Origin of the sequence: Paenibacillus glycinis (assembly GCF_009909185.1) — a bacterium.
Lineage (GTDB): Bacteria > Bacillota > Bacilli > Paenibacillales > Paenibacillaceae > Paenibacillus_Z > Paenibacillus_Z glycinis.
The window spans coordinates 163,550-179,473 of the sequence record NZ_JAAAMV010000007.1; the positions used below are offsets into that span (position 1 = coordinate 163,550).

The window sequence follows — 15,924 nt, forward strand, 5'->3', positions numbered from 1 at the left end:
TATTGACATACTTTGATTAGCGAGTTATGATGGTGCCTGAGTTCATTATATGTGAATATCAACATACTATCAAGGATGAGAGGCGCATTCCATGCAACTATCAGGAAAAGACATCAAGGTCGTACCCGTCATCATCGCCATCTTTTTCGGCAGCTTCATATCCGTGCTCAACGTCAGCACGATCAACATCGTCATCCCCGTTCTGCAGAAGGAATTTTCGGCGGAGCTCAGCGTCGTCCAATGGACGTTGACCGGATTCATGCTGGCGATGGGGACTTTCGCGCCGGTGACCGGATACTTCGGCGAGCGATTCAGCTACAAACGGCTGTTCATGACCGCGCTAGCGGGGATGATGCTCGCCTCCGTATTCTGCGCGCTGTCGACGAACGCTACGATGCTCATCGCCTTTCGCATCCTGCAGGGCGCGTTCTGCGGCGTGATTATTCCGACCGCGATGTCCATCATTTATCAGATCGTCCCCAAGGAGAAGCAGCCGATCGCCATGAGCCTATGGGCGGCGGCGACGATGTTCGCGCCGGCCATCGGCCCGACGTTCGCCGGCTGGATGCTCCAGCATTTCTCCTGGCAGTGGCTGTTCTGGTTCAATCTTCCGTTCGGCCTGCTGGCCTTGGCCATGGTCGCCATCTTCATCCCGTATTACCGCATGAACGTGCCCAAGAAGCTTGACCTGCCCGGCCTGGTCACGGTCATCATCAGCAGCTCTTCCCTGCTCGTGTCGCTGTCCCAGGGCAATGCATGGGGATGGGGCTCGTGGAAAACGCTGCTGCTGCTCGGCGGGGGACTGCTGTTCCTGATGCTGTTCGTTTGGCGCGAGCTGACGACGGATGCGCCGCTGCTCGATCTGCGCGTCTTGAAGAACGCGCGGTTCACGCTGACGTCGGTGATCTTATGCATCACGGCGATCAGCCTCTACTCCGGCACGCTGCTGACGCCGATCTTCCTGCAGAACGTGCAGCAGGTCACGCCGCTCGACGCCGGCCTCGTGCTGCTCCCGGCCTCGCTCGTGATGGCGTTCATTACGATGTTCATCGGCAAGCTGTACGCCGGCATCGGCCCGCGGACGCTGCTGATTGCCGGGACCCTGCTGCTGGCGATCGGCAGCTTCCCGCTCAGCTGGCTCAGCATCGATATCTCGCACGGTTACATTCTCCTCTGGATGTGCGTGCGCAACGTCGGCGTGGCGCTGTTGATCATGCCGGCCAGCAACGCCGGCATGGAAGAAATCCCGCCGGAACTCAGCGGGCATGCGTCCAGCATCTCGAACTGGCTGCGCAACGTCTGCTCTTCGTTCGCGATTGCCCTATTCACCTCGCTGCTCGCCTCCCAGTCCGGCAAGCACGCGTCCGCGCTGGCCGCCGGCGGGAAGACCGACAAGCTTCAGATTCCCGGGCTGGCCTACACGATGAGCATCGACGACGTTTATTTGATCGCGACCCTGATCGGGCTCGTCGCGCTGCCGTTCAGTTTCTTCATCCGCCAAAACAAACGCAGGGCGGCAGCGCGGCGAAAGGTCGCGCTCGAGTCTTGAATGTTATTGGCCGATCCTTAAGTCCTTCTAACGCATACGGGCAGCCGATCTTCTAATCGGCTGCCCGTATGCGTTCTGAACATCGGCCGAGCTGGATGGCCTCGTAAATGCGATCCTATTGCATGCCCGACAACGCCATTATTTGGTTGGCATACGCGTTCCAATCCTTCGCATCCGTATTGATTTCAAGGGTCGGCACGATCGATAAACGAGCTTGCTTGCGCAATTCGGATTGGGTTTGCCGGAATTCGTCCGCCGACCTGCCGATCTCTTCTTCCGTTTTGTTCTTCCATTCTTCGGGCGTCCGGCTTTGCATGCGCTGCGCTATCCTTTCGGAAGAGACCGTTAACAGCACGCAGTTCGCCCCCAGGCGAAGCAAGTCGCTTTCGAGCGATTCGATCTCCCGCGGAGGCTCGTCCGGATATGCCGCGCGATGATTCAAATGAAACCTTTCCAGGATAAAAAACAGTCCTCTCGACGCCCGCGACGCATCCGGCCCCAGATAGTCCGCCCAGTCGCTCAATTGCCGCAGCATGCTTACCCGTTCCTGCAGCAGCCGAAGGTGATCGTCGCGATGCAAACGCCGCAATTCGCCCCGAACGTTGTTCAATACCTGGGAATAATGCTCGCTCAGTACAACGACGCTTCGTTCCGCCGATTTCTCTTGCGCGTGGAGCAGCTTCAACGCCTTGAGCACGGACGTTTTGCCGGCATGCGAATATCCCTCTAATATAATGCCTCTGATATGGCTCATCCTTGGCCTCCGGTTCTGAAGAGTTGCAAACTTCCCCCTACAGGGATGCGGACTGATGCTAGGGCGAGCACTGCATGCGATCCGCGTACGTTCTTTAATAGGTGTTTGGAAATGGAATATAATGAGGAGGACGCGGCCCAAGCCCATACCAATGACTGGATTCATCACATCACCGGTAACCCTTAACCTTCTAGTCCAGGAACGTCCAACCAGCAGAAATTGAGAGGGGAGGAATGAATTTTTGTCCGATCATAGTTCAATTCATTTTCCGAGTGAAGAGGTGTTGGAACACTTCGGTTCCCAAGTGATTACTTCGCTAGGCGGTAGGATTAATCAACATTGGCTTGTAAAATGCAGGGGTGAATCGCTTGTATTACGTCTTTGGTCTAAGGACGCTGACGATATCGAATATGAGGTGCGGCTGCTAAAAAGTATCGCTGCGCTTGGGTATCCGGTCGCTCCTGTCATCGAAGGACCTATCGTGTTGGGAGGGAAGGTCTGGAGCCTTTTTCCATATCTTCAAGGCGATCCGCCATCAATCGACGATCCTATAGCGGAACAACGAGCGCGCGGACGACTATTGGCTCAATTCCATGCCGATTTATCGAAGCTTGATGGATTCGGGCAACGTAAACATTGGCGGCGCTGTGAGGAGATCCTCGATGATCCGACAATAGACCGCTTGTTAACCGAAAACGAAAGAGAGAGGTCCGATGAAGTGCGTATTTTGCGATGGCACCTTAACCGAGCACGCGAACGGGTCAAGGGTCTGCAGCTTCGGAATAAAAGCGGCATCGTCATACATGGTGATTTTACGCCATGGAACTTACGCTTTCAAGAGGGTAAGCTTTCAGGGATACTTGATTTCGAACTAGCACATTGGGATCATCGAATCGGGGATTTCGCTCTCTCGTGGCGCGGTAAGTATGACGAAGTTGTATATGGGTACCATGAAGTGTCACCACTTGATCCTGAAGAATGGGAGCTTCTTACACCATTGTGGTGGGCTGGACTTATAGAGAGTGCGTGTAAGCACATGGCGGAGGGCACGCAAGACGACGGATGGATAATTAAGAAACTCATGCAACGCTCTCCTTTGATGGGAAAGACGTTCTATCCCGGCTACCCGTACTAAATCTCATAAAATTAAAGACGATACGCCAAACGACGAAGTTGATAAACGCCACAACTTATCCTTCCATGAATAAACATACAAAAGCCGCAGATAGTCCCGCGCTATGACTTTATTAGATGTCAGGTTTTGACATTATATTCGGCGTGCTTACTATATACTGTTCTTGATCGTTTATAAGACTGGGGGAAGCGGCATGGAGAACTATTTGCATTTTCGTGTATGGTTCAAGATTAACGGGCGTTTTAACAACAAAATCATCTACGGACCGACCATTAAGACCCCAAGCGACGCGTTATCCTATTTCAAAAAACTCCATGGTATTCAACCAAGTCATGCTGAATTGGTAAAGCAGGACCACAATCCGGCATTCAGGTCTATTTAGCCGGAGCCGACGTCGCTGACTCTGATCGCTTTCTATGAAGCGGTCAGTGAAACGACTAACTATGAAATTCACCTCACTCAAAGAGGGTAGAACTTATCTAGATAGGGTCTATCTTAATCAAATATTCGATCGGTATGGTAAGTATGAAAGAAGTTCAGAAGAAAGTGCATGGGCTCAAAAACTAAGCTTCCTTGGAATATCTTATATCGATAGCCTATATGGCGGAAAAGATTCTACTGAACATGTATTCATAATGTTTAAATAAAAAGTATCATTCAAGTAAACGGAAACGATAGCAGAACGAACAGGCCGCCGGTGATATCGGACAATTCTAGCAAGGAGTGGAACAAACACGATGACAAGAGACGACGCATTGCAACCGTTGATCGAACGGCGCGAAGAAGGAAGGGCCAAGCAGGATCAAGCGATCTTAAGCGAGGTGCGCGGGCAGCTGATCGCACTGCTTGCCGAATACCCGGACGATGCGGAGATCCTTTACCAAACCGGTATCGCCCACGACAATTCCGGTCTGGGGAGCGAAGCGATTCCCTATTATGAACGGGCGCTCGAGCTCGGCTTGTCGGGTCCCGATCGCGAGAGATGCCTGATGGGTCTGGGAAGCACGTACCGCTACTGGGGACATTATGAGCGAGCGGTCGAGACGCTGCGCAAAGGCATGGCGGAATTTCCGGAGAATCGGGCGATCCAGGTGTTTCTCGCCATGGCGCTTTACAACAGCCGGCAATACAAGGAAAGCGTCCAGCTGCTGATTACGAATTTGATGGACACCACCACGGACGAAAAGCTTCAATATTTTAAACGCGGTATATCGGCGTACAACGAGGACCTGGACGAGACGGCGGAGTAGCAGCGCGCGCCGCGGCTGAAATAAAACCCATCGCAGGCGTTCCGCGCATTCGTCGGCACGACTGCCGGCAAGCCGTCCCAGTCATGTACGATGCCGCCCCTGGCAGCAGAAGGGGCTCTTCCCCCGGAATCGCTTGGCACCCCGCTGCCCGCGGCTCATTACGGCCGGCTCGCCATCCCAGCCAGAAAGCTGAGCATGAACTGCACCGCGAGACGAGAGGTCACGTTGCGCACGTCCACGGACGGGTCGATGCAAACGAAATCGATCCCCTTCACCTGCGGCGAAGCGCCCAAACGGTACAGCGCGTCGAGTGCGTCCCACGGATTCATGCCCCCCGTCCCGATAGCCGGACAGCCCGGAGCGAAGGCTTGGTCGATGACGTCCACGTCGAAGCTGACGTAGATGGCGTCCGTGCCGTCGCCCGCGAGCTCCAGCGCTTGGTCAAGGATGGGGTCGATGCCCATGCGCCGCACGTCGCGCGAGGTGAAGACATGGACGCCCTTGCCGACCACGTAATCGTGGTACGGCTTCGAATTCATGAATCCGCGGATGCCGATCTGCGCGATATGCCTTCCTTCTGCGGCGCCGGACTCCAATATGCCGCGGAAGGGCGTGCCGTTGGTCACGCCGCCGTCTTCGAAATTGCGCACGTCGTGGTGCGCGTCGAAATGGATGATCCCGATTTTCCGGTCGGGGTAACGTCCGGCGAACGCTTTGACCGACGGGCAGCTAATCGAATGGTCGCCGCCGATGACGATCGGCACGAGCGACGGCTGCCCCTCGTACAACGCGCGCAGGCTCTCCTCGATGCGCCGATGGCTTTCCGCGATGTCCGTCGCATGCATCTGGATGTCGCCGAGATCGCGAACGGCCATGTCCTGCAGATCGACGCCGTATTCCATGGAATAGGTCGTGAACGACTTGAACGCGGCGCGGATCGCCGCAGGCGTAGTCGAAGCGCTCGAGATCGAGATCGACGGCTTGGAAAGCGGCACGCCGACGATCCCCGCCAGCAGGGGCTCCATGCCGTCCCATTGGCGAATCCAATGCGCGACCTTCGTCTCCAGGCGGTCTCGGAACGCGGCTTGCTCGGGCGTCTTCAGAAAAGGAATCTCCCCGCTCATGTTATCGTCTCCTCCCCATTGTCCCGCGGCTTCGCGATTTGCCGATTCCATACGGCGACGTTTCCGTTCTTGATCACGCCGAACGTGTGGTTAATGCCGAAATGGTACGGCAAATACGCAAGATTCGGCGCATCGAACAGCGCCAGGTCCGCGCGCTTCCCCGTTTCGATCGAACCGATCCGGTCGCCGCGTCCGATCGCGCTTGCCGCATTGATCGTGCAGGCCGTCAGAATCTCTTCCGGCGTCATTTTCAAATTCAGCGAGGCCAGCATGATCACCAGCTGCATGGATTCGGTCGGACAGGAGCCGGGGTTGTAGTCCGTCGACAGGGACACGGGCAGGTTGAAGCGGTCCATCATCTCCCGGGCGCGGGCATGCCGATTCAGTCCAAGGTTGAACGAGGTCCCCGGCAGCAGCACCGGGATGACGCCGTTCGCCGCGAGCATGCGCAGCCCGTCATCCGATGCGGCCAGCAGATGCTCTGCGGAGATTGCTCGGACCTCCCCCGCTAATTCGGTCCCGCCGAGCGACTGGATCTCGTCGGCATGAATTTTGGAGCGCAATCCGTGCCGCTGCCCCGCAAGCAGGATACGGCGCGACTGCTCGACGGTAAAGACCCCGTGTTCGCAAAACACGTCGCAGAACTCGGCAAGCCCTTGCCCCGCCACTTCGGGAAGCATCTCGCAGACGAGGTCCGCGTATTCGTCGGCCCGCCCCCGGTACTCGGGCGGCACGGCGTGGGCACCCATGAACGTCGACACCACGTCGACGGGATGCGTGTCGTTCAGCCGTTTGGCCGCGCGCAGCTGCTTCAGCTCCTCCTCGAGCGAGAGGCCGTAGCCGCTCTTCGCTTCCACCGTCGTCACGCCTTGCAGCAGCATGATGTCGAGACTCCGGCGCGCCTTCTCGTACAGCTCCTGTTCGCTTGACGCGCGGGTCGCCTGAACGGTGCTCAGAATGCCGCCGCCCTGCGCCAAAATATCCAAATAAGGAACGCCGGAACGCTTGAGCGCCAGCTCGTGCTCGCGCGACCCGCCATGCACCAGATGCGTGTGCGGATCGACGAGGCCCGGGGTGATCAGGCATCCGCCGGCGTCGAGCGTCTCCGCGATCTCAACGCCTGCCAACGCGTGCAATACGTCCGCTTCGGGCCCGACAAGCGCGATTCGGCCGTCCCGGATCGCGATCGCGGCATGCGGAATCTCCCGGATTTCCTTCATCTCCGCCCCATAACGAGGCGCGTTCCCGACTGGGGTAACCAGACGGCCGATTCCCGTCAACAGCAGGTCGATTCGTTCGATGATCGTCATCTCCTCAATGGTTTTGCGATGCTTCTTGAGTTCACTGCTCGGCGAGCAAAAACAGCTTCGGAAGCATAAGCTCGGTTTTTGCGATACGTCGTGAATCTGCTTCTAAGCGAGCATAAACCACTTCGCAGGCCCAAGCCGACCACGATACGGATCGGCTTACAGCCATGCTTCGGTCTCGCGAATACGAATCGCGGACTATTCGCGCATCGGCACGCGGATGCCGTGCTTCTCCGCGGTCTCGATCGCTTCGTCGTAGCCGGCGTCCACGTGACGGATCACGCCCATGCCCGGATCGGACGTCAACACGCAGCGAAGGCGTTCCGCCGCTTCGTCGGTGCCGTCCGCCAAGACGACCATGCCGGCATGCAGGGAGTAACCCATGCCGACGCCGCCTCCGTGATGGACGGACACCCAGGATGCCCCGGCCGACGTATTGATCAGCGCGTTCAGAATCGCCCAATCGCCCACCGCGTCGGAGCCGTCCTTCATTGCCTCCGTTTCCCGATTCGGGGAGGCCACGGAGCCGCAGTCCAGATGATCGCGGCCGATCACGACCGGCGCTTTCAACTCGCCGCTGCGAACCATTTCATTCAGGGCAAGCCCGAATTTCTCGCGTTCTCCATAGCCAAGCCAGCAGATGCGCGCCGGGAGCCCCTGGAACGCGACGCGCTCGCGCGCCATCTCGATCCAGCGGCGGAGACGGTCGTTCTCCGGGAACATGCGGAGGACCAGCTCATCCGTCTTGCGGATATCCTCCGGATCTCCGGAGAGCGCGGCCCACCGGAACGGGCCTTTGCCTTCGCAGAACAAGGGACGGATGTAAGCAGGCACGAAGCCAGGAAAGTCGAATGCGTTCGCTACGCCTTCGTCGAACGCGACCTGACGAATGTTGTTGCCGTAGTCGAACACGACGGAGCCTGCCTGCCGCAATTCGAGCATCGCCCGGACGTGGGTCGCCATGCTTGCTTTGGCCAGCCGAATGTAGCGTTCGGGATCGCTTTCCCGCAAAGCGGCGGCTTCTTCGAGCGAATAGCCGGCCGGAATGTAACCGACCAGCGGATCATGCGCGGACGTCTGGTCCGTCACGAAATCCGGCTTGATCCCGCGCCGCACGATCGCCGGATAAACGTCAGCCGCATTCCCCACGAGACCGATGGCGAGCGCCCGGCCTTCGGCAACCGCCTGGTCGGCCAACGCCAGCGCTTCGTCCAGCGTCTCCGCCAGAACGTCGCAGTACCGCGTCTGAATCCGCCGTTCGATGCGGCTGCGGTCGACTTCGACGGCGATCACGACGCCTTCGTTCATCGTGACGGCCAGCGGCTGCGCGCCGCCCATTCCCCCGAGGCCCGCCGTCAAGGTCAGCGTGCCCCGGAGCGTGCCGCCCGTATGCTGGCGCGCGGCTTCCGCGAAGGTCTCGTACGTGCCCTGCAGGATCCCCTGCGTCCCGATGTAGATCCAGCTGCCCGCGGTCATTTGGCCGTACATCATCAGCCCTTTGCGCTCCAGCTCGCGGAAATGCTCCCATGTCGCCCATTTCGGCACGAGCACGGAGTTGGACAGCAGCACGCGGGGCGCGCGCGCATGCGTGCGGAAGACGCCTACCGGCTTGCCCGATTGAATGAGCAGCGTTTCGTCGTTCTCCAGCCGGCGAAGCTCGCGCACGATCGCGTCGTAGGAAGCCCAATTGCGGGCCGCTTTGCCGATGCCGCCGTAGACGACCAGCTCCTCGGGACGCTCCGCGACGTCGGGATCCAGGTTGTTCATCAGCATTCGGAGGGCGGCTTCCTGTACCCAGCCTTTGCAGGATAGTGCCGCGCCGCGCGGGGCACGGATGTCGCGATGCGGATCGGTTGGCTTATTCGTCGTCATAACGGAATCCTCCCATGGCTTGCGATTGGTTAAAACAAAGGCCCTGCTACGGCTTCCACCGCTTCCAGCCACTCGCCGGACAGCAGCGCCGCCGCGGTTTTCTCGATATCCCCGGACGTGGAGCGGTCTTCCGTGACCGGCGGCACGAGGGCGCGCAGCTTGGCGTAGAGCACGCGCGTCGCCGGAGCCAGCCCGTCGATCCCGACGAACTCGGCCGCTTCGGCCGCGCAGATCAATTCGATCGCCAGCACCTTGGCCGCGTTGTCGACGACCTGGACCGCATGCCTGGCCGCCGTCGTCCCCATCGATACGTGGTCCTCTTGGTTGGCCGACGAAGGAATCGAATCCACGCTCGCGGGGTGGGCCAGCACTTTATTCTCCGATACGAGCGAGGCGCTGACGTACTGCGTGATCATCAGGCCGGACGCGAGGCCCGGATCGTGGCTGAGGAAAGAAGGCAAACCGCCGGACAACGCCGGATTCACGAGCCGTTCGGTACGGCGTTCGGCAATGTTCGCGAGCTCGCTCATGCCGATCTTCAGAAAATCCATCGCGAACGCGATCGGCTGCCCGTGGAAATTGCCGCCCGAGATGACCTGCCCGTCTTCCAGGAACAGCAGCGGATTATCCGTCGCGGAATTAATCTCGATCGCGAGTTTATCCTGCGCGTATGCCAGCACCTGCCGGGTCGCGCCGTGCACCTGCGGCAGGCAGCGGAGCGAGTACGCGTCCTGAACCCGGATCTCGCCTTGGCGCGTCGTTAGTCGGCTGCCCCGCAGCAGCGCGCGAAGATTCTTCGCCACGCCGATCTGTTCGGGATACGGGCGCGCGAGGTGCACCTCTTCCGCGAACGCTTCCGGAATTCCGCGCAAGCTCTCCAAGGTGAGCGACGCGATCGCGTCGGCGATCTTGGCCAAGCGCAAGGCTTTGACATAGGTCAGCGTGCCGATCGAGGTCATGATTTGCGTGCCGTTGATGAGCGCGAGCCCTTCCTTGGCCTGCAGGGCGATCGGCTCGAGTCCCGCGCGCGCCAGCGCTTCGGCGCCCGGAAGCCGCTCGCCTTGATAGAAGGCCTCGCCTTCGCCCATCAACACCAGCGCGAGATGGGACAGCGGCGCCAAGTCGCCGCTCGCGCCGAGCGACCCTTGCTCGGGCACGACCGGATGCACCTCATGATTGATGCAATCGATCAGCAGCTGAAGCGTAACCGGACGAATGCCGGAATACCCTTTGGCCAGCGCATTCGCGCGAAGCAGCATCAGCGCGCGCACGGTCGGTTCCGGCAAAGCGTTGCCGACGGCGCAGGCATGGCTGCGAATCAAATTGATCTGCAGCTTTGCGGTATCTTGAGGAGAGATATGCACGTCGCTGAATTTTCCGAACCCCGTGCTGACGCCGTAAACGACTTTACCGTCGGCAACCAGCCCCTCGACCATCTCCCGGCAGCGTCTCACGCGCTCGCCGGCTTCGCCGCACAGGGCGACCTTTCGATGTGCAACGGCCACTTCCATGACCCGTTCAGGCGTCAGACTCTGTCCGTCCAGGATGATAGGCGTCATGTCAACACCCCTCTCTCGTTGTTGAGCGACAAGCAATGTGATGAATCCCCTTTCTTGCTTTAACATAAGAAAGGGACCGGGCGGAAGCTGTCAGCTTCCACGCGGTCCCTTTTTGCGAAGGGTGCTATGCGATTGTCCCGTATCCAGCTTTCGCCCATACTTCATCGCAACCCACTCATTTCGATTCGATTGTTGGTTCCAAGCCCTTTCATTGTCACATGCCGGTTTGAACGTTGTCAATGGCGATGTGCCCGGGCATGTCTGGGGCGCCAGGCTCCCGACACGGCAAAAGGCCGCGCGAGGGCATACCTCGGCAGCTCTTGCTTGATCCTGATTCACCCGGCAGGCAGCTCGAACGATCCCGATTCCCGCTCCCCGATCGCGAGTTGCCGATCCCCGGCGCGCACCTGGATGACCGGCCCTTCCTCGTTGGTTACCGTCAGCCGGCCGTCCCGGATGTCGACGCCGATCCGATTGCCGAGCAGCGCGATCCCTTGCGCCTTCACCCATTGGAGCTCGCCGGGCAGCTGCGGCGCCACCTCGATCGCCGACCGGTCGGCCAGCGGCCGGACGCCGAGCAGGCCGGTGACGATATTGCCGATCACGGAATAGGACACCTCCGGGTATTCCCTGCGCGCCGTCCGCTCGTCGCTCAGCTCGAGCATCGTCCGGAACGCCTCCTCCCGCTCGCCCGATGCGTAATAGACGTCCGGCAGATGCGACATTTCCTCCACGTTGGAGACGCCGCCGCGCTTCAGGTCTTCCAGCGCGAGCGCCCGCTTCTCGCCCGGGGGGATCAAGCCGAAGTAAAGCGGGAGGAAGCTCGCGGCCAAATAATATTCCTCGTACGGCGTTCCGTCCTGAAGGATCGCCCCGTTGAAGCGCCGCTTCCCTTCGTTCCACCACTGCGTGTCGTACAGCTCTCGCAGCCGACCCGCCAAGCGTTCGCATTGCTCGGCTTTACCGTCCTCGCCGCGCAGCCGCGACATCGCCGCATAGGCATTATACGCCGCGTACTGGGCGGCGACCAGATCGCCGGCGACCTTCGGCGTCAACGCATCCTCCACGTAGGACGCGATCCCGCGCCTGCCCTCGCCGCGAATATGGTCGGGAATCCCGTCGCCGTCGCGATCCCACCGCCGCACGTACTCGTTCAAGCTGCGCTCGTAGAATTGCAGGAAGCGCTCGTCCTGCAGATAATCGCGGTCGCCGCTCCACAGGTATTGCCGGTAGCAGCAGTCGACGACGTCGAAATTGGCCGGCAGGTTGTACCAGAAATCGGCATCGTTCGTATAATCGTCCGGGCAAGGAAGCCCGTCCTTCGTGATCTCCCAATACGTGCACCAATCCTTGGACGCGCTGATGTGCGCGGCGAACTGCAGCAGCATGTTCTTCGTGTGCGCGCCCAAGCCGAGCGCGGCGGCGCCGGCGCTCATATGGGCGACGTCGCGCATGCAGAACGCTTCGCGCCCCGGCAGCGCCGCCTCGTACCAGAGGCCGACCGGATCTTCGACCGACGCATAGGCGAGCGCTTGCCCTGTCGCCCATCGCGCTGCCGCATCGAGCCGAGCGGAGGACGATTGCAAAGTAAATGAGCTTGTAAGCTTGGATTTAGACATGGACAGCCGATGCCTCCTTATCGCTGGAATCGCGTTAATCGCGTGCTGGAACCACTCAGCCTTTGACGGAGCCGAGCGTGATGCCGCCGATGAAATACTTCTGCAGGAACGGGTACACGCACAGGATCGGAACCGTCACGACGATCGTCGTCGCCGCCCGCAGCGTGAGCGGGGACAAGCCTTGGAATTTATGCAGCATGAGCTGCTGGTCGCGGATCTGCTGCGTCGCCTCGACCTCCAGGAGCAGCCGGCGCAAGTATACTTGAAGCGTATCGAATTTGCCGTTGAAATTGTACAGGATGACGTCGAACCAGGAGTTCCAATGCCCCACCGCCGCGTAGATGGACACGGCCGCGAATACCGGCATCGCCACCGGAATCACGATGCGCCAATAGATGCGAAGCTCGCCGGCGCCGTCGATCCGCGCGGATTCGAACAGCGCTTCCGGCAGATCGGAGATGTACGACGCCATGAGCAGCATGAAGTAGGCGTTGATCAGGCTCGGAATCCAATACACCTGGAACGTGTTCGTCAGATGCAGTTGGTTCATCAGAATGTACGTCGGAATGATGCCCCCGCTGAAGTACATCGTCACGAAGAAGAGGATGCGCATGAATTTGCGCCCGGAGAACGTCCGGATGCTGACGATGTAGGACAGCAACCCCGTCATGAACAAGCAGGTGCCGGTGCCGATCGCGACGCGCAGCACGGACCAGCCGAGGCCCTTCAGCAGGTTTTCGTTCTCGAACAGCATGCCGTAGGCCGCGTACGATACCTTCCGCGGGAAGAAATAAATGCCGCCGCGCGCCGCGTCCGTGCCGTCGTTGAACGACAGCGCGAGCAGGTTGATGAACGGATAGATGACGACAAAGCCGAGCAACAGCAGCACCGCGATAATGGCGACGTCCGCCGCCCGGCTTGCCCATGAGGTTCGCATCGATTTGATTTCCATCTGCCTGGTTCCTCTTTTCCTAGAAAATCGATGATTCCATATAACGCTTGGACAGGCGGTTCGCGATAAAGACGAGCACGAGGCCGATCAAGCTCTTCATGAGGCCGACGGCGGTTCCGTACGAGTAGTTGCCGAGCTGCACGCCGAAGCGGTACACGTACGTGTCGATGACTTCGTAGTGATCCTGCGTGAGCGGATTGCCGATCAGCAGCTGCTGCTCAAAGCCGGCGTTCAGGATGCCGCCGATCGCCAGGATGAACAGGAGCACGGCCGTCGAGCGAATGCCCGGCACCGTAATATGGCGAATGAGCCCGAAGCGGCCGAGCCCGTCCACGCGCCCCGCCTCGTACTGCTCTTTATCGATGCCCGCCATGGCGGACAAGTAGATGATGGCGGAGAAGCCCATGTCCTTCCACACGTTGCTGCTGACCAGAATGCCCCAGAAATAATTGCCGTTCGTCAGGAACGCGAGCGGCTCGTCGATGAAGCCGAGCTTTATCAATATATCGTTCAGAACCCCGTCGCTTCCCAGCATCGTGATGAGGATGTTGGCGACAACCACCCACGAGATAAAATACGGAATGTACGACAGCGATTGAATGGTCTTCTTGAATGCGCGCCCCTTGACCTCGTTCAGCAGCAGGGCCAGGAGAATCGGCGCCGGAAAGCCGAACAGCAGGTTCAAGCCGCTGATTACCAGCGTGTTGCGCATGATTTGCAGAAAGTTCGGCTCGTGGAAGAACCGGATGAAATTATCGAATCCGACCCAGTTCGAGAACATGGAATGTCCCGGCACATAGTTCTGAAAGGAAATCAGCAAGCCGTACATCGGGTAATACGAGAACATCAGCACCCAGACGATCATCGGCAGACAAAGCAGCCAGATTTGCCGTTCGCGCCGCACTCTTTTCCATACTGCTGCCATTGCGCAAGCCTCCACTTCCAATCGGTGTCAAAAGAATCGGGGGCCGTTCGCGTCCGGAACGATCCCCCGCCTGCGGTTTGCTCGAGAGCAAGGCGAATTACTGCAATTTCGCTAAATTCTTCTTGTATTCTTCCGTGCGGAAAGCCTCGATGTCCTTCAGGCCGAGCTTGACCGCTTTGCCCTGCATGTCGTTGAACGCCTGCACGGCCGCGTCCTCCGTCTTGCTCATGACCGCCTTCGCGAAGCCGGTCTTGATCAGGTCCTCGATCTGCTGATTGACGATCGTCAGCGGATTGTCCGCGGTGAAGACGATGCGTCTGGCGGTATTGTCGTAGATCGTGTCCTTCAGGTTGTCGTTCATCATCTTTTTCCACTTGTCTTCGTCGTTGAAGTTCTGGTCGTACCACGCGGTGGACTTGTGATCGTCGCTCATCAGGCCCTGCGGATGATCCAGCCAGATCTGGTTCTGGCCCGTGATCTCGTCCGCTTTGTCGGAATCGAACGTGCCCGCGAACAGCTTCTGCTTCTGCGCGTCCGTGAACGCCCACGTGCCGTCGCTGTTATACGTCCACGTCGATTCCGGCAGGTTCGGGATGCCCCAGCCGAGGAGACGCGTCCCGATCGGCGAGATTTCGAAATCCAGGAACTTGATGACGTCCTCCGGATGCGCTTCCTTATCCGTGATGACGGTGTAGTTCCAGCCCGTCGTATCCTTCGGCGACAGGTACGACGCTTCGGCGCCCGGTGCTTTCAGGGCGATTTGCACATAGCGCTGGTCGTCCGTCCAGTTCGGCTTCGTCGTCTTCCACACCTCGTGGCCGGCGTTCCAGGACTGCCACCACGGGCCGATATGCCCGATGATCTGCTCGTTCGAGAATTTCAGCTTCCAATCGTCGAACTTGTTCAGGAAGCTGTCCGGATCCATGAGGCCCTCGCGGTAGAAGCGGTTGTAGAACTTCACGGCTTCGAGACCTTCGGACGTGTTCAGCCAGTGCGTCAGGTTGTGGTCCGCGTCCTCCTTGTAGCCATCCTTCAGCCCCCAGATGCCGAGCACGCTGTCGAGGTTGTCCGTTACTTGGTCATTCCACGATATCGCGTACGTCTTTTGGCCCTGCTCGTTCTTCGGATGCGCCGCTACCATCTGCTTCAGCACGTTGTAATAATCGTCCGGCGTTTCGATCTTCGGCGCGCCCATCGCCTGATACCAGTCCCAGCGGATATGCGCGCTGTTGTCCGGAATCGGCAGGAGGCCCCAGCCCCGCGGGATTCCCCAAAGCTTGCCGTCTGCATCCAAATAAGAGTTGTATTTGTCTCCGAGCTCCTTCTTGATGTTCGGGCCGTACTTGTCCACGAGCGGCGCCAGGTCGATCAGCTTGCCCTGCGAGCGCCATTTGTCGATCGTGTCGCTGTCGATCGCCGACATGACGCCGGGATAATCGTTGGAGGCCAGCATCAGGTTGAGCTTTTCTTTGCCGTCCACGTCGTACTGCGTTTTCTTGACGTCGACGTTGAAATTCTTGAGTAGGTAATCGTGCATCGCGGTCAGCTTCTTCGCGACCTTGTCCGGGTTGTCCTTGTCCGCGGTGTAGTAATCGACGGTGATCGTTTTGTCCGGAATCGTCCAGCCGAACTCGTTCACCTTCGGGGCGGCAGCGGTATCCGTCGCGTTTTGCTGCGCGTTGGCGGCGGTATTCGCCTTGCTGTCTCCGCCGTTGTCGGCCGCGTCGTTGCCGTTGCCCGAGCAGCCCGCCAGCAGTCCGCCCGCGAGCAGGACAGAGCCCAGCGCGAGCGCCGTGTTCGTGCGAAGCTTCATGTGTATCCCCCTAACCGTAATGTGTTTCGTGCGTGATGGCGCTTACATGCTTCATATTAGGGGAC

General features: G+C 59.2%; 12 protein-coding genes. 3 read left to right on the forward strand and 9 right to left on the reverse strand.

The genetic code is table 11. The features are described from left to right. The first annotated feature begins 91 nt into the window (after positions 1-91). Positions 92-1,549, forward strand: a complete 1,458-nt coding sequence (locus GT019_RS11910; RefSeq protein ID WP_161743370.1) for an MDR family MFS transporter — start codon at positions 92-94, stop codon at positions 1,547-1,549. Between the two features lie 115 nt (positions 1,550-1,664). On the opposite strand, the gene GT019_RS11915 is transcribed toward GT019_RS11910, so the two are convergent. After that, positions 1,665-2,303 carry a hypothetical protein gene (locus GT019_RS11915; protein WP_161743371.1) on the reverse strand — a complete coding sequence of 213 codons (639 nt, stop codon included), beginning with the start codon at positions 2,301-2,303 and terminating at the stop codon, positions 1,665-1,667. Positions 2,304-2,544: 241 nt separating this feature from the next. Between GT019_RS11915 and GT019_RS11920 the strand changes: the two genes are divergently transcribed. After that, complete coding sequence (locus GT019_RS11920; protein WP_161743372.1) at positions 2,545-3,438, forward strand: phosphotransferase enzyme family protein; 894 nt, start codon at positions 2,545-2,547, stop codon at positions 3,436-3,438. 737 nt (positions 3,439-4,175) lie between these two features. Beyond that, the gene (locus tag GT019_RS11925; protein ID WP_161743373.1) at positions 4,176-4,688 is read left to right on the forward strand and encodes a tetratricopeptide repeat protein; all 513 of its coding nucleotides are present in this window, start codon (positions 4,176-4,178) and stop codon (positions 4,686-4,688) included. Between the two features lie 158 nt (positions 4,689-4,846). Here GT019_RS11925 and hutG read toward each other — a convergent pair whose 3' ends face one another. From hutG to GT019_RS11965, 8 genes are all read right to left on the reverse strand, one after another. Continuing rightward, positions 4,847-5,812: a formimidoylglutamase gene (hutG, locus tag GT019_RS11930; RefSeq protein WP_161743374.1), complete on the reverse strand. Its 966-nt coding sequence runs from the start codon at positions 5,810-5,812 to the stop codon at positions 4,847-4,849. Further along, positions 5,809-7,116, reverse strand: coding sequence for an imidazolonepropionase (hutI, locus tag GT019_RS11935; protein WP_328803952.1), 1,308 nt, complete (start codon positions 7,114-7,116; stop codon positions 5,809-5,811). The genes hutG and hutI overlap by 4 nt, the downstream gene beginning before the upstream one ends. 201 nt (positions 7,117-7,317) lie before the next feature. After that, positions 7,318-8,991, reverse strand: coding sequence for a urocanate hydratase (gene hutU / locus GT019_RS11940; protein WP_161743375.1), 1,674 nt, complete (start codon positions 8,989-8,991; stop codon positions 7,318-7,320). A gap of 29 nt (positions 8,992-9,020) precedes the next feature. Next, the gene (gene hutH, locus GT019_RS11945) at positions 9,021-10,550 is read right to left on the reverse strand and encodes a histidine ammonia-lyase (RefSeq protein WP_161743376.1); all 1,530 of its coding nucleotides are present in this window, start codon (positions 10,548-10,550) and stop codon (positions 9,021-9,023) included. A gap of 335 nt (positions 10,551-10,885) precedes the next feature. Next, complete coding sequence (locus tag GT019_RS11950; protein ID WP_161743377.1) at positions 10,886-12,169, reverse strand: MGH1-like glycoside hydrolase domain-containing protein; 1,284 nt, start codon at positions 12,167-12,169, stop codon at positions 10,886-10,888. Between the two features lie 55 nt (positions 12,170-12,224). After that, positions 12,225-13,121 carry a carbohydrate ABC transporter permease gene (locus GT019_RS11955; protein ID WP_161743378.1) on the reverse strand — a complete coding sequence of 299 codons (897 nt, stop codon included), beginning with the start codon at positions 13,119-13,121 and terminating at the stop codon, positions 12,225-12,227. 19 nt (positions 13,122-13,140) lie between these two features. Beyond that, entirely contained in the window at positions 13,141-14,046 is a 906-nt protein-coding gene (locus GT019_RS11960; protein WP_161743379.1) for an ABC transporter permease, read from the reverse strand. A gap of 97 nt (positions 14,047-14,143) precedes the next feature. Then, the gene (locus GT019_RS11965) at positions 14,144-15,859 is read right to left on the reverse strand and encodes a type 2 periplasmic-binding domain-containing protein (RefSeq protein WP_161743380.1); all 1,716 of its coding nucleotides are present in this window, start codon (positions 15,857-15,859) and stop codon (positions 14,144-14,146) included. Positions 15,860-15,924: the final 65 nt, after the last annotated feature.

Excerpts from the sequence above, each read along its gene's own strand:
- GT019_RS11910 (WP_161743370.1), top strand. The coding sequence starts at position 92 with ATGCAACTATCAGGAAAAGACATCAAGGTCGTACCCGTCATCATCGCC.
- GT019_RS11950 (WP_161743377.1), bottom strand. The coding sequence starts at position 12,169 with ATGTCTAAATCCAAGCTTACAAGCTCATTTACTTTGCAATCGTCCTCC.
- GT019_RS11955 (WP_161743378.1), bottom strand. The coding sequence starts at position 13,121 with ATGGAAATCAAATCGATGCGAACCTCATGGGCAAGCCGGGCGGCGGAC.
- hutH (WP_161743376.1), bottom strand. The coding sequence starts at position 10,550 with ATGACGCCTATCATCCTGGACGGACAGAGTCTGACGCCTGAACGGGTC.
- hutG (WP_161743374.1), bottom strand. The coding sequence starts at position 5,812 with ATGAGCGGGGAGATTCCTTTTCTGAAGACGCCCGAGCAAGCCGCGTTC.
- hutU (WP_161743375.1), bottom strand. The coding sequence starts at position 8,991 with ATGACGACGAATAAGCCAACCGATCCGCATCGCGACATCCGTGCCCCG.
- GT019_RS11925 (WP_161743373.1), top strand. The coding sequence starts at position 4,176 with ATGACAAGAGACGACGCATTGCAACCGTTGATCGAACGGCGCGAAGAA.
- GT019_RS11960 (WP_161743379.1), bottom strand. The coding sequence starts at position 14,046 with ATGGCAGCAGTATGGAAAAGAGTGCGGCGCGAACGGCAAATCTGGCTG.
- GT019_RS11915 (WP_161743371.1), bottom strand. The coding sequence starts at position 2,303 with ATGAGCCATATCAGAGGCATTATATTAGAGGGATATTCGCATGCCGGC.
- GT019_RS11965 (WP_161743380.1), bottom strand. The coding sequence starts at position 15,859 with ATGAAGCTTCGCACGAACACGGCGCTCGCGCTGGGCTCTGTCCTGCTC.